Annotated in this window: 24 protein-coding genes and 1 tRNA gene; 20 read left to right on the top strand and 5 right to left on the bottom strand. The window is 43.0% G+C overall.

Annotated features, from left to right (window positions below; all coding sequences use genetic code 11):
- The first annotated feature begins 5 nt into the window (after window positions 1-5).
- Window positions 6-2,405 carry a glycoside hydrolase family 31 protein gene (locus tag EV690_RS05880; RefSeq protein WP_131911972.1) on the top strand — a complete coding sequence of 800 codons (2,400 nt, stop codon included), beginning with the start codon at window positions 6-8 and terminating at the stop codon, window positions 2,403-2,405.
- A complete protein-coding gene (locus tag EV690_RS05875) occupies window positions 2,405-3,880 on the top strand; it encodes a mannitol dehydrogenase family protein (RefSeq protein ID WP_131911971.1) in 1,476 nt (491 codons plus the stop codon). Before EV690_RS05880 ends, EV690_RS05875 begins: the two co-directional genes overlap by 1 nt.
- Window positions 3,881-3,956: 76 nt before the next feature.
- Here the strand turns inward: EV690_RS05875 and EV690_RS05870 are convergent, their stop codons facing one another.
- Window positions 3,957-4,742, bottom strand: a complete 786-nt coding sequence (locus EV690_RS05870) for a MipA/OmpV family protein (RefSeq protein WP_165872674.1) — start codon at window positions 4,740-4,742, stop codon at window positions 3,957-3,959.
- 407 nt (window positions 4,743-5,149) lie between these two features.
- On the opposite strand from EV690_RS05870, the gene EV690_RS05865 reads away from it, so the two are divergent.
- The 3 genes from EV690_RS05865 to EV690_RS05855 are packed head-to-tail and all read left to right on the top strand — an operon-like array spanning window position 5,150 to window position 8,671.
- Window positions 5,150-6,442, top strand: coding sequence for a PqiA/YebS family transporter subunit (locus EV690_RS05865; RefSeq protein WP_131911969.1), 1,293 nt, complete (start codon window positions 5,150-5,152; stop codon window positions 6,440-6,442).
- The gene (gene pqiB, locus EV690_RS05860) at window positions 6,435-8,099 is read left to right on the top strand and encodes an intermembrane transport protein PqiB (RefSeq protein ID WP_131911968.1); all 1,665 of its coding nucleotides are present in this window, start codon (window positions 6,435-6,437) and stop codon (window positions 8,097-8,099) included. The genes EV690_RS05865 and pqiB overlap by 8 nt, the downstream gene beginning before the upstream one ends.
- The gene (locus EV690_RS05855) at window positions 8,096-8,671 is read left to right on the top strand and encodes a PqiC family protein (protein ID WP_131911967.1); all 576 of its coding nucleotides are present in this window, start codon (window positions 8,096-8,098) and stop codon (window positions 8,669-8,671) included. The genes pqiB and EV690_RS05855 overlap by 4 nt, the downstream gene beginning before the upstream one ends.
- Here EV690_RS05855 and EV690_RS05850 read toward each other — a convergent pair.
- Window positions 8,649-9,878, bottom strand: a complete 1,230-nt coding sequence (locus EV690_RS05850; RefSeq protein WP_131911966.1) for a XylR family transcriptional regulator — start codon at window positions 9,876-9,878, stop codon at window positions 8,649-8,651. The two genes, EV690_RS05855 and EV690_RS05850, sit on opposite strands and share 23 nt — an antisense overlap.
- 188 nt (window positions 9,879-10,066) lie before the next feature.
- On the opposite strand from EV690_RS05850, the gene xylB reads away from it, so the two are divergent.
- The 14 genes from xylB (at window position 10,067) to EV690_RS18205 (ending at window position 22,486) form a co-directional block, all read left to right on the top strand.
- Entirely contained in the window at window positions 10,067-11,518 is a 1,452-nt protein-coding gene (xylB, locus tag EV690_RS05845; protein ID WP_131911965.1) for a xylulokinase, read from the top strand.
- Window positions 11,519-11,718: 200 nt separating this feature from the next.
- On the top strand, window positions 11,719-13,137 hold the full coding sequence (locus tag EV690_RS05840; RefSeq protein ID WP_396022803.1) for a sugar porter family MFS transporter: 1,419 nt from the start codon (window positions 11,719-11,721) through the stop codon (window positions 13,135-13,137).
- 135 nt (window positions 13,138-13,272) lie between these two features.
- Window positions 13,273-14,589, top strand: a complete 1,317-nt coding sequence (gene xylA, locus EV690_RS05835; RefSeq protein ID WP_131911963.1) for a xylose isomerase — start codon at window positions 13,273-13,275, stop codon at window positions 14,587-14,589.
- Between the two features lie 411 nt (window positions 14,590-15,000).
- A complete protein-coding gene (locus EV690_RS05830) occupies window positions 15,001-15,240 on the top strand; it encodes a hypothetical protein (RefSeq protein ID WP_131911962.1) in 240 nt (79 codons plus the stop codon).
- 59 nt (window positions 15,241-15,299) lie between these two features.
- Window positions 15,300-15,938 (top strand): DUF968 domain-containing protein, encoded by a 639-nt coding sequence (locus tag EV690_RS05825; RefSeq protein ID WP_165872673.1) that lies wholly within the window; start codon window positions 15,300-15,302, stop codon window positions 15,936-15,938.
- Window positions 15,939-16,138: 200 nt separating this feature from the next.
- Window positions 16,139-17,125: an AAA family ATPase gene (locus tag EV690_RS05820; protein WP_131911960.1), complete on the top strand. Its 987-nt coding sequence runs from the start codon at window positions 16,139-16,141 to the stop codon at window positions 17,123-17,125.
- 21 nt (window positions 17,126-17,146) lie between these two features.
- Window positions 17,147-19,651, top strand: a complete 2,505-nt coding sequence (locus EV690_RS05815; protein ID WP_224054906.1) for a S8 family peptidase — start codon at window positions 17,147-17,149, stop codon at window positions 19,649-19,651.
- Window positions 19,652-19,747: 96 nt separating this feature from the next.
- Window positions 19,748-20,023, top strand: a complete 276-nt coding sequence (locus EV690_RS05810; RefSeq protein ID WP_131911959.1) for a hypothetical protein — start codon at window positions 19,748-19,750, stop codon at window positions 20,021-20,023.
- A 21-nt stretch (window positions 20,024-20,044) separates the two neighbouring features.
- Window positions 20,045-20,290 (top strand): hypothetical protein, encoded by a 246-nt coding sequence (locus tag EV690_RS05805; protein ID WP_131911958.1) that lies wholly within the window; start codon window positions 20,045-20,047, stop codon window positions 20,288-20,290.
- Window positions 20,291-20,615: 325 nt separating this feature from the next.
- On the top strand, window positions 20,616-20,957 hold the full coding sequence (locus EV690_RS18210) for a hypothetical protein (protein ID WP_165872672.1): 342 nt from the start codon (window positions 20,616-20,618) through the stop codon (window positions 20,955-20,957).
- Window positions 20,905-21,828 (top strand): transglycosylase SLT domain-containing protein, encoded by a 924-nt coding sequence (locus tag EV690_RS05800; RefSeq protein ID WP_224054905.1) that lies wholly within the window; start codon window positions 20,905-20,907, stop codon window positions 21,826-21,828. The genes EV690_RS18210 and EV690_RS05800 overlap by 53 nt, the downstream gene beginning before the upstream one ends.
- Window positions 21,725-22,000 (top strand): Rz1-like lysis system protein LysC, encoded by a 276-nt coding sequence (lysC, locus tag EV690_RS18790; RefSeq protein ID WP_449727714.1) that lies wholly within the window; start codon window positions 21,725-21,727, stop codon window positions 21,998-22,000. The genes EV690_RS05800 and lysC overlap by 104 nt, the downstream gene beginning before the upstream one ends.
- On the top strand, window positions 21,976-22,206 hold the full coding sequence (locus tag EV690_RS05795) for a hypothetical protein (RefSeq protein ID WP_131911956.1): 231 nt from the start codon (window positions 21,976-21,978) through the stop codon (window positions 22,204-22,206). Before lysC ends, EV690_RS05795 begins: the two co-directional genes overlap by 25 nt.
- Before the next feature lie 109 nt (window positions 22,207-22,315).
- Window positions 22,316-22,486, top strand: a complete 171-nt coding sequence (locus EV690_RS18205; RefSeq protein WP_165872671.1) for a hypothetical protein — start codon at window positions 22,316-22,318, stop codon at window positions 22,484-22,486.
- Between the two features lie 134 nt (window positions 22,487-22,620).
- Here EV690_RS18205 and EV690_RS05790 read toward each other — a convergent pair.
- The 3 genes from EV690_RS05790 to EV690_RS05780 form a co-directional block, all read right to left on the bottom strand.
- Window positions 22,621-22,710 (bottom strand) — tRNA-Ser (locus EV690_RS05790).
- Between the two features lie 136 nt (window positions 22,711-22,846).
- The gene (locus EV690_RS05785; protein ID WP_131911955.1) at window positions 22,847-24,238 is read right to left on the bottom strand and encodes an NAD-dependent succinate-semialdehyde dehydrogenase; all 1,392 of its coding nucleotides are present in this window, start codon (window positions 24,236-24,238) and stop codon (window positions 22,847-22,849) included.
- A gap of 411 nt (window positions 24,239-24,649) precedes the next feature.
- Window positions 24,650-25,966: a PTS sugar transporter subunit IIC gene (locus EV690_RS05780; RefSeq protein ID WP_131912160.1), complete on the bottom strand. Its 1,317-nt coding sequence runs from the start codon at window positions 25,964-25,966 to the stop codon at window positions 24,650-24,652.
- 234 nt (window positions 25,967-26,200) lie between these two features.
- On the opposite strand from EV690_RS05780, the gene EV690_RS05775 reads away from it, so the two are divergent.
- Window positions 26,201-26,515 carry a PTS sugar transporter subunit IIB gene (locus EV690_RS05775; RefSeq protein WP_131911954.1) on the top strand — a complete coding sequence of 105 codons (315 nt, stop codon included), beginning with the start codon at window positions 26,201-26,203 and terminating at the stop codon, window positions 26,513-26,515.
- Window positions 26,516-26,525 lie beyond the last annotated feature (10 nt).

Below are 26,525 nucleotides of genomic sequence, written 5' to 3'. Positions count from 1 at the left end.
TTTTGATGAAGACAATAAAAAATTGGCAGCTGGGTCAACAACAAAATAATCATATTGAATTGGTCTGTGACGACAAACATGTGATGCACCTGTTCGTGTTAGAAGAGCATATTATTCGTGTCTGGTTGGCGAAAAATAATGAAGTTCGTATGCCTTCGACTTGGAGCATTGCCCCGAATCAAGATGTGCCATTTGCTGGGCGAGATCGCTTTGATTGTGCAGGATTCTCGTTGCCTGATTATCGCTGCCAAATGCAAGATGAGACGCTCGTCATTGAAACGAGTTGCTTGCGTTTAAGTGTCCACCAGCCACTATACCTCAGTTGGGAGGGCCAAGATGCTCATGGTCAGTGGCAACCGATATTATGCGATCGTAAAACCAGTGCTTATCAGTTGGGCGTTGACTCTCATAAAGTGGCCCATTTTGTGAGTCGTGAAAAAGATGTTCGCTATTATGGGTTAGGTGAAAAGGCCGGAGAGTTGAACCGTTGTGGTCGGCGTTTTGAAATGCGCAATCTCGATGCCATGGGCTATAGTGCTAGAAGCACGGATCCGCTCTATAAACATATCCCATTTTATCTGACTCGCACACCGGCGGGGCAGAGTTTTGGCTTGTTTTACGATAACCTCGCCAGTTGTTGGTTTGATCTAGGCAACGAAAAAGATAACTACCATGCGCAGTTTTCCGGTTATCGTGCTGAGGATGGCGAATTAGATTACTACTTTATTTATGGTCCGAGCATTGCCGAGGTGACCGAGCAATATACCCATATTACAGGGGGAACTGCATTTGGCCCTAAATGGAGTTTAGGTTATAGCGGCTCGACGATGCGTTATACCGATGCTGAGAATGCTCAGGAGCAACTCGAAGGATTTATCGACCATTGCCATGATTATCAAATTCCCTGTGACTCCTTTCAATTGTCTTCGGGTTATACCTCCATTGGTGATAAACGTTATGTCTTTCACTGGAACCATGACAAAGTGCCTGATCCAGAAGGGATGTCGGCACATTTTCACCAAGCGCATATGCAACTGGCGGCCAATATTAAACCGTGCCTGCTCCATGACCACCCGCTGTATCAGCAGGTCAAAGAGCAAGGGCTATTTATTCGTGATTCAGAAAGTGATGAGCCCGAGCAATCAGTGTTCTGGGATGCATCGGGGTCACACCTTGATTTTACCAATCCAGCGACCATTCGTTGGTGGCAGCAACAGGTGACGCAGCAACTTTTAGCCAAAGGGATTGATTCAACCTGGAATGATAATAATGAGTTTGAGATCTGGGATAGTGGTGCTCGTTGTCACGGATTCGGTAAGCCATTACCCATTGGTCTAATCCGACCTCTGCAGCCTTTATTAATGATGCGTGCTTCCTATGAAGCGCAGCAGCAGTTTCATTCTGACTTGCGTCCATATTTGATCTCGCGTTCAGGGTGCCCGGGGATGAACCGCTACGTGCAAACCTGGAGTGGTGATAACTTAACCAACTGGGAATCACTACGCTATAACATCAAAATGGGATTGGGTATGAGTTTGTCGGGGCTTTATAACATCGGCCATGATGTGGGCGGTTTTGCGGGGGATAAACCGGATCCTGAGTTATTTGCTCGGTGGGTGCAAAATGGTGTGATGCATCCTCGCTTTACCATTCACTCATGGAACGATGATGGGACGGTCAATGAGCCCTGGATGTATCCAGAGGTGACTCCAATTATTCGCCGGGCTATTGAGCTGCGTTATTGGCTCGCACCCTATTTTTACAATTTGCTTTGGCGAGCTCATCGGTTTGATGAACCTATGATCCGTCCGACCTTCTATAATTATGAGTCGGATGAACACACTTTTGCGGAAAACGACGATTTTATGCTGGGGCGCGAGCTATTAGTGGCATCTGTCGTTGAACCGAATCAGCGTCAGCGCCGTGTTTATTTGCCCGCCGAGGCACATGGTTGGTATAACTTTTATACAGGTCAATGGTACAGTGGGGGGCAAAGTATTTGTCTTGATGCTCCTCTTGAAACGTTGCCACTGTTAGTGCGAGGCGGATCAATCATCGCTCAAAGTCCACACTGCCAGCGATTTGCCAGTGTTTTGGATCGGCGGCGGGTATTGGCTATTTTTGCTCATCAAGGGTGTGGTTACAGCGAATGTGAGTTATTTGATGATGATGGGCAAAGTTTTGCTTATCAGGACGGGGATTTTCTGCAATTACAGCTCAAAATGCAAAGTAGCCTCGATAAAATTGAGTTGACGATAAAAGCCCGAGGGCAGTTCAAACCGGCTTACCAATCGATTGAACTGATGTTACCACAAAGCGAACATCGACCAATCTATGTGAACCAATCTCTTTACCATGCTGATGATGCTATTGCATTGTCAGCGATTCCACAGGAGCTCTCCTAATGCAACAAACCATTGCAAATGCGACATTACCTGATGCTGTCAAACGCCCCAGCTTCGATCGCAGTCAGTTAAAGCCAAAATGGGTTCATCTTGGCTTTGGCGCGTTTCACCGTGCTCATCAGGGGCTATTTATGAGTGATTTAGCCAATCAGCAACATACAGATTGGGGGCTATGTGAAATCAGCCTAATTGGGGGAGAAGAGCAGATTAAAAAATTGCGTGCTCAGGAACATTGCTACACAGTTGTTGAAAAAGGAGCTCATGAGACTCAAGTTCGCATTAGTGGCTCGGTGTGTGAGTCGTTGCATCCGGCCCTTGATGGGATTGAGACGATATTAAACAAACTGGCTAATCCTGAGGTGGCCATTGTATCAATGACCATCACTGAAAAAGGCTATTGTGCTGATGCCAGTGGTCATCTCGATCAGCAGAACCCTTCCATTGCCCACGATCTGGCAACTCCTGAGCAACCAAAATCGGCGATTGGTTATATTGTTCAGGCACTTAAAATGCGCAAAGATGCTGGAGTAAAACCTTTTACGGTCTTATCTTGCGATAACATTCAAGGCAACGGTGAAGTCGTCGCGCAGGTTGTATTGGACTATGCCAAAGTCCTCGATGGCGAGCTTGCTACATGGATTGAAAAAAATGTGACCTTCCCATGTACGATGGTTGATCGCATTGTACCGGCAATGACGACGGATTCTTATCAGCAAGTCACTGAGTTGTTAGGGGGAGTCACCGATCCATGTAGTATTGTTTGTGAACCATTTCGACAATGGGTCGTTGAAGATCGCTTTGTTGCTGGGCGCCCCGAGTGGGAAAAGGTTGGGGCGCAGTTAGTTGAGGATGTGGTGCCATTTGAAGAGATGAAACTACGAATGCTCAACGGGAGCCACTCATTCTTAGCTTATCTGGGCTATTTAGGGGGCTATGAAACCATTGCTCAGAGTGTTGCGAATGATGACTATCGACAGGCTGCCAAAGCCTTGATGCTTAAAGAACAGGTGCCGACGCTCAGTGTTCAAGGGGTGGATTTAAATGCTTATGCAGACTCCTTGCTAGAGCGTTTTGCCAACCCAAACCTGCATCATCGGACTTGGCAAATTGCCATGGATGGTAGTCAAAAATTACCACAACGGATGCTCAAATCGGTTCAATTCCATTTGGCTAAAGGGCAAGATTTTTCCTGTTTAGCCTTGGCTATCGCGGGGTGGATGCGTTATGTCTCTGGCGTCGACGAAAAAGATCAACCGATCGAAGTTGCCGATCCCATGGCTGCAGAATTAAGAGCAATTTGCGATAAAGCCGGATTAAATGTGGCGGTCGTGAGCCGATTGCTCGGAGTTGAGGCAATCTTTCCTAAAGAACTTGCCGCCAATAAAACATTTATTAGTGCTATTGAACTGGCGTATCAAAGTGTGCTGGAACTCGGTGCCAAAGGTGCCGTTGCACAATTAGTGAAATCGTTATAGTTTTCGAAGCGCTCAAACAAGAGAAAGGTTGATGAGTCATCATCAGCCTTTCTCTTTAAAATTTGCGCCATTACAGCTAAAACCTATAGGTCGCTAAAATCCCCGTCGTCAGATTATTGTCATCTTTAACGACGTCGCTGTCTGCCACTTTTGAGCTTAAATGGGTATAGCTTAGTAAAATATTTGCCGACAGTTGTGGGCTGAATTGTTTGGCTAATGTTAGATTAAGGGTATGGCCATAGCCGCCGCCAGCCGTATGATATCGGGCAAATCCGCTTCGCGTACTTTGGCCTGAATCTACCCCATAATAGGTTTGTGTGTAGTCATCTGTTGCCATGAGCCAGTGGGCACTGGCGTTAATGCTCCAATTATCATTGAGCGGCAAGTTACCACTGAGTGTCGGGCCATAATTAATGCCTTGATCATGATTTAAGGCGGTGGTCGCTTCAAAACTTAATGACACTCGTGGATTAAACTGCACGCCAACTTTACTGGTGGTGATCCAAGCTGAATCGATATCGCCCATCCCTTTTAGATCATCACTGCCATTGCCCCATGTTTGGTCACTGTCTTTGCGGCCACTTCGATAGCCGAGCGACTGCTCGAAATAAAACTGGTTTGGCAAATCGAGATGGATCCCAAGCCCACGGCGCATATCAAAGAAAAATTGGTTGTATTTCGCATTCACAATGGGGACAACCATAATATGGTTGTCATTTGCACCCGAATAACGGGGAGCACTCATCACGCCCAAACCGATAGCCAATCCGTTTGCAGGTGCCGCCATCACTTGCGACAGAGGAATGAAGCTGAGCACAAGAGATATCCCTAAAGATTGAAAAATTTTTCTTTTCTGTTTCATGGTCATCCTAATATTCAGTTGATTATTCACTATAGCATCGATAATTTATAATTATGTTAAGGGGCAATGAAGCACTGGCGGTTAACATCGCGCGCCAGTGCTTCATTGCCCTTGTTTAGCATATCAATAATAGTTCTATATTCTAAAGAGTTTTTATGACTAAGGACTGTTGATCTGATGAGGTTAAATTTTGTTCAAATTAAACGTATTTTGAACGAGGCGCAGTCTGTGCCACTTAATGAGTGAAGCAACAGGGTGCAATAACGTTCAGATTGCTGCGAAACTAATCACGAAAGTTCAACAGCCCTTGCATAACAATAGTGACTTGTACCTGAAGATAAAGTAAAAATGATATAACTATTTTTTACTTTGACGATAGTGATTTTTTCATTTCAAGGAAAGCCAATATGGCTGAGTCTCAGACATCGCAGCTCTGTAGTGAACACAATGGTGTTGATGAGTGTCAGCATGCAATGATCTGTCCCTGCTGTGGGTGGGTGAATCCTTTGCCCAACCTAAAATCAGAGCAATCGGCGAGTTGTGGTCAATGTGGTTATACTTTGATACAGAACCATGCGCAATGGCCACAAAGGGTATTAGCTTTATCCGTGGCTTGTCTATGCATGTTTGTCGCTTCAGTTAGTTTTTCTCTGATCGGTTTTTCTGCAAAGGGAGCGGTACAAACCATCTCTTTAACCGATCTCGTCAGCGTCTTGTTTCATCAACACTATCTAGCACTTGCTACCATTGCTCTGTTACTGCTGATTATATTGCCATTGAGTTTTTTAATCGCGTTGAGCTATTTAGCCAGTAGCTGGGTGTTGCAAAGGCGCTGGCCCTTGACGCAGTCAGCCGCTTACTGGTGCTCAGTCGTGCAGCCTTGGTTAATGGTGGATGTCTTTGTCATTGCTCTGTTGGTTTCGCTGATTAAATTGCATTCACTTGCGGCAATTGAACTTGGTTATTCATTTTGGGCTTATTGTTTTTTTGCCGTGTTGTTTGTGAAATTATTAGCGCTGTTTGATCATCACCTGCTCTGGTCATATTGTTCTGATGTGACAGGAAAATGTGTCACAGAATGTGCCAATGAACATGAGTTATCCATCAAGTCTTGTCATCTTTGCGGGCTCAGTGTTGAACAAGACTGTGGGATTTGTCCCCGTTGCCATCAACATTTTAAACCCGTTCAGCGCTCTTCTTTGAAATCCACATTGGCCTTGTTGTTGGCGGCAACATTGATGTATATCCCTGCGAACTATTTTCCAGTCATGACTACGACTTTCCTCGGTCAAGCGAAAGAATCGACGATCATGGGGGGCGTATTATTATTATGGCAAATGGGTTCGTATCCGGTGGCGTTGGTGATTCTGATCGCGAGTGTATTTGTGCCATCGGCAAAAATTTTATCACTATTATGGTTGTGTTGGCAGTGTCGCGAGAATGACTCATGTTCAGTGCAAATGCGCCAGAAACTCTATTTGTTGACTGAGTTTGTGGGGCGTTGGTCGATGATTGATGTATTTGTAGTTGCGTTGTTGTCTGCTTTGGTACAACTTGGCGCGTTGATGAATGTCACGCCGGGACCGGCGGTACTTCCATTTGCCAGTGTGGTGGTTTTAACGATGCTTGCGGCCAAAACATTTGATCCTAAATTACTATGGCGGACTGATTTAAGTAAAAAGGAGCAGGTTCTTGAGTGATTTGAAACCAAAAATTCAGACCACCAAACGGTTACACTTTAATTCGATTTGGTTGGTACCGCTGGTTGCGGTGGTTGTGGCTGGATGGATGTTGTATCAAAATTGGGCTAGTCAGGGGCCGACCATTGAAATTGTTGCACCTAATGCTGAGGGCATTACGGCTGGAAAAACGAAGGTTAAAGCACGTAATGTGGATGTCGGAGTGGTCACTGCTATCCATTTAAGTGATGACTATAATCATGCCGTGATATCAGTACTTATGAATGGTGGCACGTCTCAGATGTTGCGAGATGATACTAAATTCTGGGTGATTAAACCGCGCATTGGTCGAGAGGGGATCAGCGGTCTTGGCACTTTGTTATCAGGGGCATTCATTGAGATGGAACCGGGGCATGGTGAGCATAGTCAGGATCATTTTAAAATGCTTCCCCAGCCGCCGTTGACAACCTCAGATGATAAAGGAATTCGGTTGCGTCTGAGTAGCTCCGGACTATCGAAGATGGATGTTGGATCGCCAATACACTTCCACGGTTTTGAAGTGGGCTATATTGAAAAAGTCGGGTTTGATATTCATACCGGTGATATTACTTATCGGGTCTTTATTCGAGCACCATATGATGCATTGGTCAATAGTGCCGTTCAGTTTTGGCTAACCCCGGGGCTTACGGTTGAAAGTTCGGCTCGTGGCGTGCAAGTGAAGATGGACTCGTTAGAAACATTGATTTCCGGTGGGATCAGTTTTGGTGTGACCAAAGGCTCTGCGGGTAAACCGGTTCCCGATTTTACCCATTTTCATCTCTATGCTTCGCGGGATCAGGCCGAAAATCACCGCTATGATAAATTTATTCGTTATATCTTCTTGTTTAATTCAAATGTCAGTGGCTTAGAAAAAGGAGCTCCTGTTGAGTTTCGCGGTATTCGCATCGGTACTGTGACTCAAGTCCCTTACCATGGGAGTACAATTGGCAAGCTTGATGCGTTAAAACATCCGGCAATCCCTGTTTTGGCTCGTATTGAACCACAGCGCATTAATGCTGATTTTAATCAGGGAGATATGTCTTTAGCGAGCTGGAAAGCGTTGTTTGCCAAACACATTAAACATGGATTACGAGCATCGTTAGAGACGAGTAATTTGTTCACCGGCGCGAAAGTGATTGATCTTGATTTTGTTGCTCATCCCAACAAAGTGAAAATACAGCAGTTTGCAGGGTTTCCTTCATTTCCAACCGTGCCTGATAAATTTCAGCAGATGGAAAATAAATTAGTAACTGTGCTCAATCATTTAGCGAATGCGCCAGTAGGGGCGACATTTGTGCAGTTGCAACAAACGCTTGAACAAGCTAAGACGACGTTTGCCAGTATGAATCAAACGAGTGCCCAGTTGAAAAAACTCATTAAAAGCGCTAATTCGCAACAGCTACCGGCGAATCTTAAACAAACCCTGATGCAGATTAATAAGACATTGGCCGATTATCAGCGTCAAGGGGTCATGGGACAATCGGTTGCAAACAATTTGCAGTCGTTACAACAGACCTTAGATGAGTTACAGCCGCTGATACGTAAGCTTCGAGCTCAACCTAATTCACTGATTTTCGATCATCCTGCACCGGTTGACAAACAACCACCAGCAGGCGTCAAAACTGGAGCGTCGCAATGAATAAAAAGGTCGGATTGAGTATCATTTTTATGTTGGTCGCGCTGGTGGGCTGTAGCAGTTCAAAACAAGTCGTGATGCATCAGTACGTGTTGCCTACGCCAGCTGTGGTTGGGGCATATCCACATGTTAATAAAAAGCTGACTGTCACGCTTGAGCCTATTCGTTTACCCACTTATTTGACATCGACGCGGATGACCATGGTGGATGCTAATGGCGTTGTTTATCAGGCCAATCACCATTTGTGGGCCGAAGATCTAGGCATACAAATGCAGCGTTTAGGGCAAGCACGTCTGAAGCAGCGACTGCCGCAAATTCAGTGGGCAGAAAATGGTTATCAGCTGCTTATTCATGTGAATGCTTTTAGTGCGGATAACCAAGGGATAGCCCATATTCAAGGGGACTGGCAATTATTGAATCAACAGCAACAGCCCGTTCTAACAGGCTCATTTGCCAAACAACAGCCGCTGGCTAAATCTGGCTATTTAGCGATGACTCAGACATTAAGCGAGCTTTGGAGTAAAACTATGGATGGTATTGCTCATAAGCTTGCTAATTTCCAACCGCCATCTTAACGGGTTTAAAAGGCGGTTCTCGCTTTGAAAAAAGCGAGTGCTTATACAGGTCTCTGAACTCTTTTGGGGTCTGTTGGAAGTTCTTTTTAAACACGGCATACATATATTGCAGTGATGGATAACCGCAATATTGAGAAATTTGGGCGATGGGCAGATCTGTTGCCCGCAATAGCTCGCAAGCTTGTTCCAGTTTAAACGAGTGGATCTCTTGATGAATAGAATGGTTGCGTTCGCTCTTAAAGCGTGCCTCTAAGTTAGAGCGAGAGACCCCGACATAATCAAGCACTTGTTCGACTTTAATCCCCTGGCAAGCATGGCGACGAATAAAGTGCATGGCCTGAATCACATAAGGGTCATATAACGCGTGAAAGTCACTGCTTTGGCGCGGATGAATTTGCACCGGCGGGATCAATAGCCTAGGTGTGGCATTTGCTGGAATTTGCTCTGTAAGTAGCTGGTCGAGAATTTGAGCCGCCTTATAGCCCATTTGTTGACATCCCTGCTCAATAGAGCTGAGTGAGGTACGTGTCAGATAGCGAGCAACTTCTTCGTTATCAATCCCCACTACTGCGATGCGCTCTGGCACCATAAACTCTAACTGTTCGCAGGCTTGTAGAAGATATCTTGCCCGAGAATCAGTAACGGCAATGATTCCTACCGGTTGTGGCAAGCTTTTCAGCCATTCGCAGAGACTTTGCTGAGCCTGTTGCCAGTTTTGTGAACTCGTTAAATGGCCATGAAAAATATCGTAATCGAAACCTTCGTTATGGGTTAATTGGCGAAAGGCGATTTCACGTTGTTCTGACCAGCGATAGCGTGGGTCTCGCGGCTGTCCATAAAAGGCAAAGTGAGTTAAACCCAGTGATTTAAGATGATCGAATGCCAGTTTCATCACCTGATAATTGTCCGTTGCCACATAAGGGATCTGTGGATAGAGCGATGGGTCATTGTAAGATCCTCCTACTCCCACAACGGGAAGTTGTAATTGACTGAGTTTGTATTCAATATTGGGATCGTCTAGATCGGCGATCACTCCATCTCCATGCCACTGGCCAAGGCTGGACTGTTGGGTGCGAAAATCATCTTCGATAAAGAGGTCCCAATTACACTGTGTTGTATTTAAATAACGACCGACACCTTCAATGACTTGTCGGTCATAGGTTTTATTGGCGTTAAAAAGCAAACGAATGTAACGTCTTGGTTTCACAGTATAATCCCTTTTGCGAGCCAGTTTTTTATTGATTGTACGGAAGATTTTTCGACCGTGTTGTGAACTGTTCCACACAGAGTTCACAAAAACTAAAATTGATAATAGTGAATAAAAAAATCGTAATTGCTATCCCTCGGCTTAGTGTCCACGATCAAGTCATAACCATAGATATAAAGGAGTAACCCATGTATCTGGGGATTGATTTAGGGACGTCTGCTGTAAAAGTGATTGTTATCGATGATGAGGGGCAGTTGCTGGCACAAAAAAGTGCCTCGTTGAGTGTTCAGAATCCACATCCGTTGTTTAGTGAACAAGACCCGCATCAGTGGTGGCAAGCTACCGATCAGGCGGTTCGAGCTTTGCGTGATGACGTTGACTTAGCCGATGTGAAAGGCATTGGATTGTCAGGACAAATGCATGGTGCAACGTTATTAGATAGCGCCGGTGAAGTGTTGCGCCCAGCGATTTTATGGAATGATGGTCGCAGCGCTGAGCAATGTCGTCAGCTCGAAGCACAAGTGCCTGATAGTCGAATTCGCACTGGCAACTTAATGATGCCTGGTTTTACGGCACCGAAACTATTGTGGGTTCGCCAGCATGAACCAGAGCTTTTTAAGCAGGTGAAACATGTGTTGCTGCCTAAAGATTACCTGCGTTATAAAATGACCGGGCAATTTGCCAGCGATATGTCTGATGCTGCCGGGACGATGTGGTTAAACTTAAAAAACCGAGATTGGGATGATACCTTGTTAGCCGCAACAGGGTTAACTCGCGAGCAGATGCCTAAGCTCTATGAAGGGCCGGAAATTACAGGCACTTTGAATCCCGACATTGCTCAGGCTTGGGCCATGAAAACCGTTCCTGTGGTGGCGGGCGGCGGAGATAACGCGGCGGGGGCGTTGGGAGTTGGTATTACTAAACCGGGGCAGGCGATGTTGTCGCTTGGCACCTCGGGGGTCTATTTTGCCGTTACCGATGGCGTTTATGGTAACCCGGAAGCTGCGTTGCACAGCTTTTGTCACGCGTTACCCGATCGTTGGCATTTAATGTCGGTCATTTTAAGTGCGGCTTCATGTTTAGATTGGATTGCAAAAATTACTAACTACGCTGATGTGGCAACCATGCTCAGTGAACTTGAGCAGTCTGCGCCAGTGCAACATAACGTGATTTTTCTACCTTACTTAAGTGGTGAGCGGACCCCACATAATGATCCGAATGCAACCGGTGTCTTTTTTGGACTGACACATCAAAGCAATCGATTATCTCTGGTCCAAGCCGTACTAGAGGGAGTTTCTTTTGCGATGGCGGATGGCATTCAGGCCATGCATGAATGTGGTTATCAGAGCGATGAAATTACCTTGATCGGCGGGGGTGCCCAAAGTGCCTACTGGCGGCAGCTGCTCGCAGATGTTTTAAATCTGCCGCTGACTTATCGCTCTGGGGGCGATATCGGTCCGGCCCTTGGGGCTGCGCGTCTGGCGATGCTCGGCTGTCACCCCGATAGCTCGATTGAGTCGTGTTGTCCGAAACCTGAGTTGCTGGCAACCTATACCCCTGATCTGAGCCGTCACCAACAGCTTCATCAGCGCCGGGAAACTTTCAAAGCATTGTATCCTTGTGTGAAAGAACTATTCTAATTTGTCATTTCTATGACCCCTTTGGGCTGCTTTGCAGCCCTTTTTTTATGTTTTATTTTCAAATGGTTATATCTAAATAAGAAATAATTGGCAGTCAATGTTAGGCATTTGTCACAATTGTGAAATCTCATAATAGGCAAGTGGATTATCGTAATTTTTATTCTCTGGGGCATGACTAAGATGGAATGGATCATGATTTCATGGAGAATGAAATGAAACAAATTAACGTGCTTAGGTTGACCCTGGTTGTGGCGCTTGGCGGTTTGTTATTCGGATATGACACCGCAGTGATTTCTGGCGCAACGCAGGCATTACAAGTCTATTTTTCACTGTCTCCGGCGCAGCTTGGATTTGCTGCTGCCTCCGCTCTCATTGGTTGTGTAGTCGGGGCGGCCGTTGCCGGATTTTTAAGTAGTCGTTATGGGCGTCGAGGGGCGCTAATTATAGCGGCGGTGTTATTTTTAATTTCAGCCATTGGTTCGGCGATAGCTGGTAGTGAGGTGGTGTTTATTATCTATCGGATTATCGGCGGGGTTGGCGTTGGGATCGCTTCGATGGTCTCGCCAATGTACATTGCTGAAATATCCCCAGCTGAAAAACGTGGAGGCTTAGTTGCCTGTAACCAGTTTGCCATTATTTTTGGGATGCTGGTGGTTTATTTCGTTAACTACGGCATAGCCCTGATGGGGCCAGAAAGCTGGCTTAATCAGATCGGCTGGCGCTATATGTTTGGTTCAGAAACGATCCCGGCTGTATTGTTTTTAATCCTGTTGTTTAGTGTCCCTGAAACTCCTCGTTGGCTAGCGATGCAAGGGCGTGACGATCAGGCTCGTCAGCTCCTAAAAGGATTAAATCCAACGCTTTCAATTGAGCCTTTATGGGATGATATTAAAGCTTCTTTACACCATAAATCGGTGAGTATTAAAGAGCAGGGGCTGACTGGGTTACTCGTGATTGGGATCTTACTCAGTGTCTTTCAGCAGGTCACCGGGATTAATGTCTTTTTATATTATGCTCCGACGATTTTAAAAGGTTTTAGTAATTCATCGATTGATATTGCCTTGCTGCAGACGGTCTTAGTGGGCGTTGTTAATTTAAGTTTCACGGTACTGGCTATTCTTACGGTTGATAAATTTGGTCGTCGTCCACTAATGATGATTGGCGCGGCGATTATGTCGGTCAGTATTATCGTCATTGGTACGGCTGCCTACCTCCATGCCATTGGGGGATATTTGCTCATTTTTGTTTTAGCTTATATTGCTGCTTTTGCTTTATCACTGGGGCCAGTGACTTGGGTTTTACTTTCAGAAATATTTCCCAATAACGTGCGTTCCAAAGCCCTATCGATTGCGGTATTAGCGCAGTGGGTTGCTAACTTCTTAGTCTCTCAAACCTTCCCGATGATGAACGCTAAATCGAGTTGGATATACCAGCAGTTTAATGGGGGATTCCCATTCTGGCTCTATGGCATTTTAGGGTTTGTCACCGTGTACTTTGTTTATCGATTCGTTCCAGAAACCAAAGGCCGTTCACTTGAACAGCTTGAAGCGCTCTGGCAGCGCAAAGAGAAAAAAACCACCCCGGGGACATCCGAGCAGCACCATCCAGTTGCACATTAAGCAAACTATTTTTTACGTAAATTGTGATGGTGCGCGCGAAGACTAAATATCGCAATGGGGTTATCAAATATCGTCATTGTTGGACATAACCGTTTTTTTCACAATGGATCAATCAAGTGTTAAGAGGTAATTCAGATGAGTGATTTTTTTAAAAATATTGAAGCAATTAAATATGAAGGTGCTGACAGCCGTAATCCGTTGGCATTTCGTTACTATCAGCCAGAACGTGAAGTATTAGGCAAATCGATGCGTGACCATCTGCGCTTTGCCGTGTGTTATTGGCATACATTTGCTTGGCCAGGTACCGATATGTTTGGTGCGCCATCATTTGATCGTCCTTGGCAACAACCCGGTAATGAGCTTGAGCTAGCACAGCTTAAGGCGGATGTTGCATTTGAGTTTTTCCAAAAACTCGGTGCCCCATTCTATTGTTTCCATGATGTAGATGTTGCTCCACAAGGTGCCAATATCAAAGAATTTGATCATAATTTCCATCAGATGGTTGAAACTTTAGCGGCTAAGCAACAGCAAACCGGGGTGAAATTGTTGTGGGGGACTGCGAACGTCTTTACGAATCGGCGCTTTATGCATGGCGCTGCGTCAAACCCTGATCCACAAGTTTTTGCTTATGCTGCAATGCAGATTTTTAATGCAATGAATGCTACCCAAGAATTAGGGGGGCAAAACTATGTTTTATGGGGTGGACGAGAAGGTTATGAAACCTTACTGAATACCGACCTTAAAAAAGAACGTCAGCAGCTTGGTCGCTTGATGCAAATGGTGGTTGAACATAAACATAAAATCGGATTTAAAGGAACTATCTTAATTGAACCCAAACCTCAAGAACCCACCAAACACCAATATGATTATGATGTCGCAACTGTTTATGGCTTTTTAAAACAGTTTGGTTTGGAAAATGAAATCAAAGTGAATATTGAGGCGAACCATGCAACTTTGGCGGGTCACTCATTCCAACATGAAGTGGCCACTGCCAATGCATTGGGCATTATGGGATCGATTGATGCAAACCGGGGCGACCCACAGTCAGGCTGGGATACCGACCAGTTCCCAAATAGTGTTGAAGAAAATACCCTGATGCTTTATGAACTGCTTAAAGGTGGTGGTTTTACAACGGGTGGCTTGAACTTTGATGCAAAAGTCCGCAGACCTTCCATTGCTCCTGAAGATTTGTTCTATGGACATATTGGTGGAATGGATACCATGGCATTGGCACTTTTAAAAGCAGCTGATTTGTTAGAACAGCAAGAATTGAGTCAATGTGTTGAAAAACGCTATGTGGGGTGGAATTCTCAACTGGGCCAGAAAATTTTGGGCTCGAATAGTTCGTTAGCTGAACTGGCTGAATATGCGTTAAATAACGATATTGATCCGCAGCCAGAATCAGGACAGCAGGAATATCTAGAAAATCTGGTGAATCGTTATATTTACTAATTATTCTATCGCTCAAGCAGCAAGCCTTGTGACTTGCTGCTTTTTTAATCTACTTTCAGTTACTCGGTCGTTGTGCTGTGATTTAGTGCGGTGTGGCGAGCGTTTTGAAACTAAATTTTACAAAGACCAAAGATAGCGTTGAGTAAAACTGGCTTCTATCGGTTACGAAGCACCTTCACTTTTTTGTTAACTGTAGTGGCTGAATAAAATTGGCCACTAATTAAGACTTTCCCATATATTTTTTCATCAGAAATATGCTGAACTCAATCTAGGTCTCAGATGATTTTTGTCCATCTTTGATTTAGTCATGTTCTGGCTAAATCATTCTTGCCCAATCCTTATTTGAAGCCATGAGTTGGTTGCTCGTTCCATTTCACGCAATATTGTTTTTATTCGATTTATATCGGAGAAATGGAATTGAAATTAACAACACATGCCATTGTTAAGCCTGAACTAAAAGCCTTAATCATTCCTTTACAAGATTATTGGAGCCATATCGATCCAATCGAATTAAGTCGGGTCTGTCTGAGTCCTGCGCATAATCATCAATCTGAAGGAGTGAGCTTTGCTCAGCAGACTGCTCCCTGGTGGCATAAATATCAAAAGGAATTGACCGATTTTTTGCTAATCCTCGGGTCTTACATTTGTTAGGTGATTTTCGTAAATGGTTGTTACGCCAATTTTGTGAATTCGAGCAAGAGGGTGGCTGTGTGGGAAGTGTTGTAATACATGGCGATTATCCGTATTGCTCGCCACAATGTTGGCACCATGATTTAGATGATCGATTATCGAATGTAAATTGGTTACTTCGTTTTGGGCTACAGACCATCGCAAGCCATCGGCACAGTAAACAGATAGACATCGATCATGTTGTAAGTTGGGTTGTTATCAATCATGTTGCTGATTTGCTTTCTGAGAGGCTGGTGGCTGAGTTTAATCAAGTCCCTATGCCATCGATTCATAATCAGATGGTTCCTATGCCTGCAGATATTCTTGCTCGCCATGTAAAACCTATCAACTTAACTGTTGAGCCAGAGCCACCAGCTATGTTTATGGTGAAGCCTAAAGCACAGCGTTTTCAAAGTGAAAAGTACCTGCAGTTTGTTCGTTCGTTAGCCTGTGTGATTACAGGTAAATCTGAAGGCGTTGAAGCGCATCACCTTATTGGGCATGGTGTAAGCGCTATGGGGACAAAGACTCATGATTTATTTACATTCCCATTAAGCAATGGCGAACATATGAACTTGCATCAGATTGGGTGGCAGGCATGGGAGAAACAACATTCATCCCAGATTGAGTATGTGTTTAGAACGTTGAGTACAGCGTGTGAGTTGGGAATCTTTAATTAGCATGAATGATAAAAATGAACATAACTAGATTTATATCATAATAGGTAACAAAAAGTTACTGTGTGATACACAATAATTATGTGTGAAAAACAAATACAATCGGCCTAACATTTATCAAACATCTATTGGATGTTTTTTTGATGCTGTGTCAAACTACAAGCGATACCGTTGTACTGATATGCTACTGAAAGAAGACTCACATGGCTAGTTCTGAGCAATTAAAAGCACTTTTCCAATCGCATCTTGAGAAGGATGATGGGAGATTTATGTCTGTTGCTTTGCAAGTAGCGGCTCACGAAGCTCGTAATGGGCATGGTAAGTTAGCTCAAGAACTTCGTGATATTGTTACAATGGCGAAGAAAAATAAAATTCATTTAGAAAATACTCATCCTATTTCCATTGCTAAGGGTGTTAAGGATTCAAATGGATTACTCTTTGCTTCTCAACCTAAAAATAAACTAACTGATTTAGTCGTAAAAAATGAGTTGAAAAATCGTCTCGAACGGTTAATCAGAGAGCAGAGATTTATGACAGTGTTAAAAACTCATGGACTGTCTCCTCGGCGGAAAATTCTTCTTGTAGGTCCCCCTGGTACGGGGAAAACATTCACGGCTTCAATTTTAGCTGGAGAGTTGAATTATCCATTATTTCAAGTACGTCTTGATGCTGTGATTACTAAATTCATGGGAGAGTCATCGGCTAAATTGCGCCAAGTATTTGATGCGATTAGCGATGTGCGTGGTGTTTATTTCTTTGATGAGTTTGATGCATTGGGATCTCAGAGAGATTCAGCTAATGATGTTGGTGAGGCTCGCAGAATATTAAATAGTTTTCTACAAATGATAGAGCAAGATAATTCAAATAGCTTAATCATTTGTGCTACGAATCATATTGAAATATTAGATAGTGCTCTATTTAGAAGATTTGATGATGTAATTAGATATGAACTGCCTGAAGATGACGAAATAATTACCTTATTTAAGGACAGGCTAAAACCTTATGTTGCAAAAAGTTTCCCATGGAGAAAATTGCCAGATATTGCAAAAGAGTTAAGTAATGCAGAGATTACTCGTGCAGCGGAAGAAGCTATAAAAGAAATGATAATACATGATTCGAACCGCATCACATTAACATCAGTTAAAAATGCAATATTAGAAAGAAAAAACATGAGGAAAAGCCTATGTTAAATTTAAGTTGATGGACTCTCAATGATGGATAGAAAAAGACATTTTTTATTAGGGAAAAATGGCAGAATCGAAAAATATATATATCCTCGAAAAGTAATATCTAATGATAAAGTTAAATCAGCTGATAGAATATATCATGGAAAGATGCTTCTTAGACAGCTAGAACAAGTAAAAAGTTTTGAAAGTAAGATTGAAGATGATTTAGATGATATTGATTTAAACTGCCCTATTGGTGTCCAAGTATCATTTGAAAGTTTTCCAGGAATAGAAATTCTTTTTGAAAGATTAGCTGATGTTCGAAGTGGTATTGAACTTTTAAGTATTACTTCTGATAAAGATGTATCGATTGCAAATATATCTGTCCCAATTGGTAAATTTCCTATTTTAGAAAATAAGATAAAGCAATATTTAGATCCCAATAATGATGGGAAACTAGGACCCAAGAATGCAGCTCTTTTAAATAACATTGAGAATATTAGAAAGACTGTAATTAAGAACTTGTGGACAGATAATAGAGAGTTATATCCGAAATTAAATACAAATGTTGAATGGTTTGAAATATGGATACCAGTGTTGAATGATAGAGTTGGTAATATTGATGATTTTAAACGTTTATGCCTACTTAATCATATAGAATCATCTGATAATATATTGGAATTCCCTGAGCGAACTGTTTTATTGGTTCATACATCACTTAAAAAATTGACTAGTTCAGTTGCATTACTAAGTAAAATATCTGAAATAAGAAAGGCAAAAACGACAGCAGAATTTTTTTCATCATTAGATATCGAAGAAGAAAGAGAATGGGTAAAGGATCTACTTAATAGAGCTCAATATAATTTTAATTCACGAAAAAATACACCATATATTTCAATCCTTGATACGGGAATAAATATTGGGCATCCATTGTTAGCCAAATGTATTAGTTCGAAAGACTTATTCGTTGTTGATGATAACTGGTCTGAAGATGATGAAGAAGGGCATGGAACATCCATGGCTGGTCTTGCCATTTGGGGCGATTTAACAGATTCCCTTAGTTCTTCAACAATGATGAGTATTAATCATAAAGTTGAGTCTATAAAACTTCTTCGTCACCCTGGTGATAATCAAGGTAAACATCTTGGGAATATAACTGCTTCTGGTATTTCTTTATCTGAAATTTCTCATGCTGATAGAAAGAGAATATACACGATGGCACTATCAGCGGAAGAATCAATGGATAGAGGGACACCATCTGCTTGGTCATCCGAAATTGACTCGTTAGCTGTTGACTATATGGGGGATAATTTATATCCAAGATTGTTTTTAGTTTGTGCTGGTAATACAGGGAATGATTTAAGCAATATAGCTAATAGTTATCCACAATATAATGAACTCCAGGATATCCAAGATCCTGGTCAGTCATGGAATGCTATAACGGTAGGTGCTTTTACAGATAAAATTGAGATAACAGATTCTGGTGCCGAGAATTATTCCCCTTTAGCTCCTAATGGTGGATTAAGCCCATTTGCGACAACATCAGTTATATGGAAGCGGTCGATGCCGCTTAAACCGGAAGTCGTATTTGAAGGTGGAAATATGGGCGTTGATCAGTATTCAGCTTGTTCAATGGATAGTTTACTCCTTTTAAGTATTCACTTTAAGCCTCTAGTTAGGATGTTTTCTACATTTAATGCTACTAGTGCAGCAACGGCTCTAGCCGCTAAATTTGCATCAGAAATTTGGTCTGCTTATCCGAATTTGTGGCCTGAATCAGTTAGAGGAATTATGGTACATTCTGCAAGTTGGACAAAAGCCATGATTCGTCAATTTCGTAATCCAGGTAAGACAGAACGGCAAAATGTTCAACATCTACTCCGTTGCGTTGGATATGGTGTCCCTGATTTAACAAAAGCTCTATGGAGTGTTAATAATTCACTATCTATAATTATAGAGGACTCATTACAGCCTTTTGAAAAATTGAAGGGGAAAAGTGAACCATCTACGCGGGATATGCATATTCATGATATTCCTTGGCCTAAAGAGCAATTACTTGATCTTGGTGAAACACCGGTAACAATGACTGTTACATTGTCGTATTTTATTGAACCGAATCCATCAAGTCGGAATATTTCAAATAAATATAGATATCCTAGTCACCAATTACGATTTGATGTGAAACGTCCGACAGAGTCTCCTGAACAATTTGTTAAACGGTTGAGTCGGGCTGCTCGAGATGAAGAGGAAGGTTCGCCTAGTTCCCCGTCAGATCCAAATTGGTTAATCGGTGATTTTCGTAACAAAGGATCAATTCATAAAGATGAGTGGCATGGAACAGCAGCTGATTTGGCCGAAAGGGGATTGTTAGCTGTGTATCCTGCTATGGGATGGTGGCGGACTCGCAAAAAATTAGAAAGATATAACAAGGAAGCTCGATACTCCCTAATCATTTCTATTGAAACACCTTCATCCGATGTAGATCTCTACTCTACAATCGAGACTATTATACGAAATCAAGTTCCGATTAAAAATCAGATTAAAATATAGAATTAGTTTTAGAACGTTACTTATGGGGAATTATAGAATGGATTGAACGTTCCAACCCATTCTATATTATGCATTTATTATTCCTTGGAAAAATAAATGTTGAATAATCCTATCGATGCCTGGCATGATACTTTTTGTTCGATTCGTTCTCGCTCTGGTGATGGCAGTTCGGGTGTTACCTGGGATGTGATGCAAGGCGAGTTAGCGAAAGTTAAGCACGCTGTTTTAGCATTACCTAAAAGCCAGCTTGATATTGGCATGGTTATGTTTGCGCCCGATGATGCTCAGGGCAAATACCTGGAGCGAGCCTCTCAATTTGTTTATCGTAGTTTGTTAACACTGCATCCAGATTGGAGTAACAGTCTAAAGTAAGTTAGACGCATTTCTCTGCTGGTGGATGTTATCATTCTCAAATGTCGTCGAGAAATTAATGACACTCAGTTCATTATCTCTGACTCAGAAATTGCTCGCAGTATAGGAATAAGTGCCCCTGCATATAGTCGTGATTATCAGGACAGTGTGAGTCATGTTATTGAGGGACTCAAACAAACTGCCACGAATGCATTGCTGAATATTGAAATTGTATGTGGTGATATTCGTAAGCAATACAGGATGTCCGTCAAATCTCAGGAGTTTTAATGTCCAAAGCAAACTTGACTTTTTCTGGAGTTAAAAAAGTATCTAGATTTTTTAGATACAGTTCAGATCAAGAATGAAAAGCAGTGTATGCTAGCCTTATTGATGTTTAAATCAAATTACAGCAAGAAGTGATGGTAAAGGCCAAACGTTAAGATTCATTCTGAGGATTTTTGAAGGCAGCTATTTTTAGGCTGCTTTTTTGTTTTTAGTGTATTGCAATTTGTTAACGTTCAACGCATTGTTTCTCTAACCTGCTGATGAGTACGACCAAAAGCCTGTAGATTTCGATTTACAGGCTTTTTTATATCTGAAATTTGGTGAACCTATGAAATTGTTATCGAAGTGGGCCAAGTTCTTTGGCTCGATAGAAAAGCTGGTTTGGTTTGGAATTGGTATCGGTATTGTAGTCATTATCGTCTTTGTTTGGCTTTTTCATCAAATCCCTATCTTTACATCATTTGTAAGTTTCGTGGTGAGTCTCGTTCGTTCCTGCACTGTGGTGTTATTGGCGTGGTTTACGTTGCGATTTTTTGACCGCAGTAGCCACCTGACTTTTTACCAATGGTCGAAACGTGTTGATGATAAATACCACCAGATCGCTATGGGTCTGTATTTTGGCCTGCGCTGCCTTGCTGTGTTCATCGCCTTCGCAATCGGCATGGCGTAAAGTTTACGACTGGCGCATTAAAAAAGCCGCCCGTCATTATATTCCTTATGAGCCTTGGCTGCTCTATAAAGCACAATTAATCCAGGAATCCTCGTTGAATCCCGATGCTCAAAGCACAGTGGGGGCGAGAGGGATTGCGCAATTTATGCCGCAGACCTGGGATGAAACGGCCAAAGCGTTGGGGTTTCATGGCGAGCCTACGGATGTGCGCTTGGCTATTCCTGCCGGTGCCTATTACATGGCTAAGTTGCGTTATGTTTGGCGCTGGCCACGACCTGAAATAGACCGTTATAACCTTGCATTGGCCTGCTACAACGTGGGCTGTGGATGGATATTGAAGGCGCAAAAGGCTTGCGGTAACCCATCCTGGTATCAACCCATTATGGCGTGTCTGCCTGATGTGATGAAAGACCCCACTGAAACACTCAATTACGCGCCTAAATCCGTCAGATTTATGAGGATATATCCCGTGAGTAAACTTGCTATCTGGGCCTGCTTGGGTCTGGCGCTATTTGTTGGCTTTCAGCAATGGCGCATCGGTGGATTACATTCCGACCTGACCTCGGCCCACAAGGATATTCAAACACTCACGACGAACCACAATGAGCTGGCCGAGTCGTTATCGTCCTCAGAAGCTGATAACCACGCCCTTAAACAAGAAATTAAACGCCGCGAACAGATATTGCTCCAGAGGAACAATGAACTGGCTCTGCAGCGTACTCAATTAGCTGAGCTTTCGGACAAACTTGAAGGACTGAGAAAAACAAATGACAAAGTTAAATCGTGGTCTATTGCTCGTGTTCCCGATGCTGTTATCCGCTTGCTCGGCTCTTCCCGTTCAAAAGATAATAGTCAGAATTCAGCACGATAAAATTTTGCTGCCGCAGGAATATATCCAGCCCACCGATGAACCTAAGAAACTAACAATCCCTGCCGTGAATTATGATTTAGTGCATTACTGGATTGATTTACGTGCGGCACTTCAACGTTGTAACTCAGATAAACGGAGTTTAAGACAATGGCAAGACACACAAGCCAATTGAGCCAGACTGCTTCAAATGTATCCTCTGGGATTGCCTTATCTAAGAGTGTGCAAAACAGTGGCTTTGCAAAGTCATTGTTATCGGCCTCTTTTGATCAACTCATTCATGGCCAGTTCCATTTTCAGGCTGGCGATATTGTCACCCTGATTGTAACCTCTATTGTGATTTATAACTTTATTGTTCAAAGAATAAAAAGAAACAAGTAGTTAGTTCTTTTGTGGGAATGTTTTCCCCATTTTTTGATATTGATGCAGATAACGGATTATCGTTGTTGATTTTGCCTAGATGTAGTAAATGGGTAGAGGAGGACGATTTATGCAAAAAGAAACTACTCAAGAGAAAAAATTTGAAACAACTGCAGTTTTTAGTCGTATGAGTGAAGCTGTAGATTTGTTGTTGAAAGTGTCACCTAAATTATTTGAGCACACAGCCCCTACTCATGAAGAGTTACAAGGGCGTCGTAAAGCAAAAAATAAGGCTGCTTAAATTTTATTAATCCTCTCTATTTTGAGATTCTTAAAAGACCCGCTTTTAGCGGTTTTTTTTGTGCCTAAAAATAGTTTGGGAGTCGGCCCACTGCCGTAAGATATTGATTTTTCTATTGGTTGTAGTGTTGTGGTTGGCGGAGAGGGAGGGATTCGAACCCTCGGTGAGATTACTCCCACAACGGTTTTCGAGACCGTCCCATTCGGCCACTCTGGCACCTCTCCGTTTCGGGGGCATATTTTACGCTGATTGCTCTTTAATACAATGTGTTATCGAGGGTTTTTCAATGGGTGTCATTTAGATAAAAAAGGCGGGCATTTAGCCCGCCATAGAAAGGATAGAGATTGATGAAATGGCTCTCTAGAATGGTGCGTCAATATCAACGACATCAATTAGTTTATGGTTAACGAACTCTTTAAGCCCTAAATCAAGCAGTTCACGGCCATATCCGGAGCGACGAACGCCACCAAATGGCAGGTCGGCTTTCACCATGGTGGGATGGTTCACAAAGACCATGCCAGTTGAGATCTGTTTGGCAACTTCGAGCCCATGTGCTTCATCCTGGGTAAAGACACTACCGCCTAAACCAAATGGTGAATCGTTAGCGATAGCAATCGCTTCAGCTTCATCTTTGGCTTTGAGGATCATCGATACTGGGCCGAAAAATTCCCAATAATAAGCTGGATTGTCAGGGGTGACATTAGTCAGAATCGTTGGTTGTACAAATGCGCCTTGTTCGGGAACTTTAGGACCCACTTCAATCGCTGTAGCACCGTGGCTCACTGCTTGACGGATTTGTTCTTTCACATCATCCGCAGCACCTTGCGAGGACAGTGGGGCGAGGGTAGTTTCGCTATCCATCGGGTCGCCTGCTTTAAGTGCAGCAACCCCTTCTTGGTACTGCCGCATGAATTCATCGTAAACATCGGCTTCGATGATCATCCGTTTTGAAGAGACACAAACTTGCCCGCCGTTCCAGTGACGGCCGAAGACTGCCCACTTCACGGTTTTTTCCATATCCGCATCTTTTAGTACGACAAACGCATCGGCCCCGCCTAGTTCCATCGTTGATTTTTTAAGGGCTTTGGCTGCGGTTGCGGCAACTTGAGCACCTGCGGCTTCTGAACCGGTCAGCGCGACACCTTGGACGTGTTTGTTGTTGAGGATCATTTCAATCTGACTGCGGGTAGCATAAAGATTGGTAAAGCACCCATCAGGCAGACCTGCATCGCGCATTAGCTGCTCAAACGCGGCTGCGCATTGGGGAACATTAGAAGCGTGTTTTAGAATAACCACATTTCCGGCAGAGAGCTGTGGCGCTAAAATACGAGCGATTTGATAAAATGGGAAGTTCCAAGGTTCAATCGCCAGAATGATCCCTAAAGGATCATTGACCAATATTGCTTTGCCTTCGGCTGGATCGGTCACTTCTAAGTTGCGTGGCGCTAAGAGTCGTTCGGCATTTTGCACATAATATTCGATAATTTGAGCAGATAGTTCGACTTCACCTTTTGCTTCGCTCAATAATTTACCCATTTCTAAGGTCAGTAACTGAGCGTAGTGATCACAATTTTGGCGCAAGAGATCGGCTGCCTTTTGCAGAATTTCGCCACGCGTAGAATAAGGCGTTTCCTTCCAAGATAAAAATGCTTTGTGACCGTTTTCTAAAGTCTGTTGAACTTGCTCGTCAGTTGCATCAGCAAAAGTTTTAACGACCTCTGCTGTATATGGATTGGTTGTTGCGTAAGCCATGCTGTTCTCCTTTACTCAATAAATAGATAGATACGAGCAGTTGCTCGTTGGGCTTAACGTGTTAAAAAAACTTATTGATAACTTTTTTGTCAATATTATTCTTCAATTGCTTTGCTAACCGATCATCGAGCTTAAAGTCAAAGTAAGAAAATTCGGTAATGTAAAGCGATGAAACCTGATTACTCATGAAAAGTTAATAACATGTTGGTCAATTGTTTAAGAAAATAGATTTTTTTGAGCGTAAAGTCTTTGATCTGGCTCCCGATATTAAAATATTTAATATAAATACCCCTAAAAATATTGATGACAATGGATTTCCCTCCTTGCAGAGTATTTATCTGCTCTACCATACCTGTCTTGTGGTTTTTACAATGCGTGGAGATTTCAATATGATTTTGTGCGAGTGGGGAATTAATTGTCGCTATTATGCTGTGAGATGCTTCTTTTTTGTTCTTGTTCAAGCAATAACTTTTCGTGTGCTTTAAAGAAAGGACGATAAATGATCCAAGATAGACAAATTGCCAGAAGGCTCATACAAGCGTTGTTCAAACTGCCGTTGGCGGCCCAAGATGCTCCAATAGGGCCTGGAGTTGACCATGGCAACATGGCTACAAAACGGCTCAGCCAGTTAATTTGAGTGAGATACCATGCTATACATGCATTGATCACTGGAACTAACATAAAGGGAAGAAAAAATAGCGGGTTCATAATGATGGGAAAGCCGAACAGAATGGGTTCATTAATGTTAAATAAAGAGGGAACAACCCCTAATTTTCCTACTGAGCGGAGTTGACGAGAGCGACTGCGCATCGCCATAAATATTAGCGGTAGCGTGGAACCGACCCCGCCAATGAGTAGATAATAATCCCAGAATGCTTGTACAAATGTATGGGTTGGGACTTTCCCAGCAGCCAGTGCTAATTGGTTGGCCGTCAAATTTGTCATCCAAAATGGCGTCATAATACTACTGACCAAAATAGAGCCATGAATGCCGATAAACCACAATAAACTACAGACCAGCAGTGAGACAATAATGGCAGGGAGTGAATCAGATGCCACAACTAACGGCTGAAAAACCTGCTCAACCAGCTTCGGAAATGTTGCGCCTGTATATTGGTAAATCAATTCACTAAATATCGTCAGCGAAATCATAATCATTAATAGTGGGATGATCAGTGCAAAACCGCGTTGGGTAATTTGAGGGACTTCTTCAGGGAGCTTGATGACCCAGCCTAACCGTTGGCACAGGCGAATCATTTCAACACTATAAAAGCTGGCAAATAGCGCGGTAAACATTCCTGCTGTTCCCAGATATTGGTAGGCCTGGGATTGATCCCGCAAAAGACCAATTAGCAGTAAAAAAGCGGTGCAACTGGTGAGTCCGCACAGACGCTGAGGTAGCTGATACTGTTTGGCTAAACTCGCTGAAGCACCAAAGGCAATAGCTAAGCTAATCACCCCAAATGTGATCTGGTAAGGCGGTAACAATAATGAGTGGTAATTTTGGGAAAACTGATACCAAACATGCATCCAACCACTCGTTGAATCAGCGGTAACCGGGGGATATAAAAAAGGGATAAATAAGCTTCCCACAATAATAAATGGCATCGCTAACTGAAAGCTATCTCGCATTGCAGTGATATGTTTACTCTGAGAAAGCACTTTAGCTATAGGGGTAATATATTCTTCAACTGCGTTGGCAAACAATTGCAGCCAGGCTTCATTCATCACGTATATTTAACCACCGAAAGACTTGTCATTTTCCCGTTTTCCATAATAACGGTTGTGAGCCGGATATATTGTGGCCTTCGTGATTTATTCGCTAACCATCACATTTATTGACGTTTCTTAATTAGATCTCGTGATCCGATACACAGAACCAAAGGAAACATTTGGAAACCGGTTTCCAAATGTTTCCTTTGGTTCTATTTTGATCTGGAGATTCTATTTTGGGAGATGAAGATGTATCAAATTATGTTGTGTTGCTCTGCGGGTATGTCAACCAGTTTATTGGTGACCAAAATGCGTACAGCTGCTGAAGAGCAAGAGATTGATGTGCAAATCGATGCATATAGCGTCAGCGAGTTTGAGCAACAGGTTGGTCAGTATCAAGTGGTTTTAATTGGTCCTCAGGTGAAATATCTCAAGGATGACCTAACCCAACGAGCGCAACCTTTTGGTGTTCCAGTCGACGTGATCGGTATGAGTGATTACGGGATGCAAAATGGCAAAAATGTGCTCGCTCAGGCGATTGAATTGATTCAGAACAAAGCTTGATTGCAAGGAG

The sequence above is a fragment of the Celerinatantimonas diazotrophica genome, assembly GCF_004339545.1.
GTDB classification, from domain to species: domain Bacteria; phylum Pseudomonadota; class Gammaproteobacteria; order Enterobacterales; family Celerinatantimonadaceae; genus Celerinatantimonas; species Celerinatantimonas diazotrophica.
Note: the sequence above shows the minus strand (reverse complement) of the source record. Positions and strands in the feature narration are given on the sequence as shown.

Coding starts and splice junctions, on each gene's coding strand:
- EV690_RS05875 (WP_131911971.1), top strand. CDS start 2,405: ATGCAACAAACCATTGCAAATGCGACATTACCTGATGCTGTCAAACGC.
- EV690_RS05795 (WP_131911956.1), top strand. CDS start 21,976: ATGGCAAGACACACAAGCCAATTGAGCCAGACTGCTTCAAATGTATCC.
- EV690_RS05880 (WP_131911972.1), top strand. CDS start 6: ATGAAGACAATAAAAAATTGGCAGCTGGGTCAACAACAAAATAATCAT.
- xylB (WP_131911965.1), top strand. CDS start 10,067: ATGTATCTGGGGATTGATTTAGGGACGTCTGCTGTAAAAGTGATTGTT.
- EV690_RS05780 (WP_131912160.1), bottom strand. CDS start 25,966: ATGAATGAAGCCTGGCTGCAATTGTTTGCCAACGCAGTTGAAGAATAT.
- EV690_RS05840 (WP_396022803.1), top strand. CDS start 11,719: ATGGAGAATGAAATGAAACAAATTAACGTGCTTAGGTTGACCCTGGTT.
- EV690_RS05815 (WP_224054906.1), top strand. CDS start 17,147: ATGATGGATAGAAAAAGACATTTTTTATTAGGGAAAAATGGCAGAATC.
- EV690_RS05785 (WP_131911955.1), bottom strand. CDS start 24,238: ATGGCTTACGCAACAACCAATCCATATACAGCAGAGGTCGTTAAAACT.
- EV690_RS05810 (WP_131911959.1), top strand. CDS start 19,748: ATGTTGAATAATCCTATCGATGCCTGGCATGATACTTTTTGTTCGATT.
- EV690_RS05775 (WP_131911954.1), top strand. CDS start 26,201: ATGTATCAAATTATGTTGTGTTGCTCTGCGGGTATGTCAACCAGTTTA.
- EV690_RS05830 (WP_131911962.1), top strand. CDS start 15,001: ATGGAATTGAAATTAACAACACATGCCATTGTTAAGCCTGAACTAAAA.
- EV690_RS05865 (WP_131911969.1), top strand. CDS start 5,150: ATGGCTGAGTCTCAGACATCGCAGCTCTGTAGTGAACACAATGGTGTT.
- EV690_RS05870 (WP_165872674.1), bottom strand. CDS start 4,742: ATGAAACAGAAAAGAAAAATTTTTCAATCTTTAGGGATATCTCTTGTG.
- EV690_RS18205 (WP_165872671.1), top strand. CDS start 22,316: ATGCAAAAAGAAACTACTCAAGAGAAAAAATTTGAAACAACTGCAGTT.
- EV690_RS05820 (WP_131911960.1), top strand. CDS start 16,139: ATGGCTAGTTCTGAGCAATTAAAAGCACTTTTCCAATCGCATCTTGAG.
- EV690_RS18210 (WP_165872672.1), top strand. CDS start 20,616: ATGAAATTGTTATCGAAGTGGGCCAAGTTCTTTGGCTCGATAGAAAAG.
- EV690_RS05855 (WP_131911967.1), top strand. CDS start 8,096: ATGAATAAAAAGGTCGGATTGAGTATCATTTTTATGTTGGTCGCGCTG.
- xylA (WP_131911963.1), top strand. CDS start 13,273: ATGAGTGATTTTTTTAAAAATATTGAAGCAATTAAATATGAAGGTGCT.
- lysC (WP_449727714.1), top strand. CDS start 21,725: ATGACAAAGTTAAATCGTGGTCTATTGCTCGTGTTCCCGATGCTGTTA.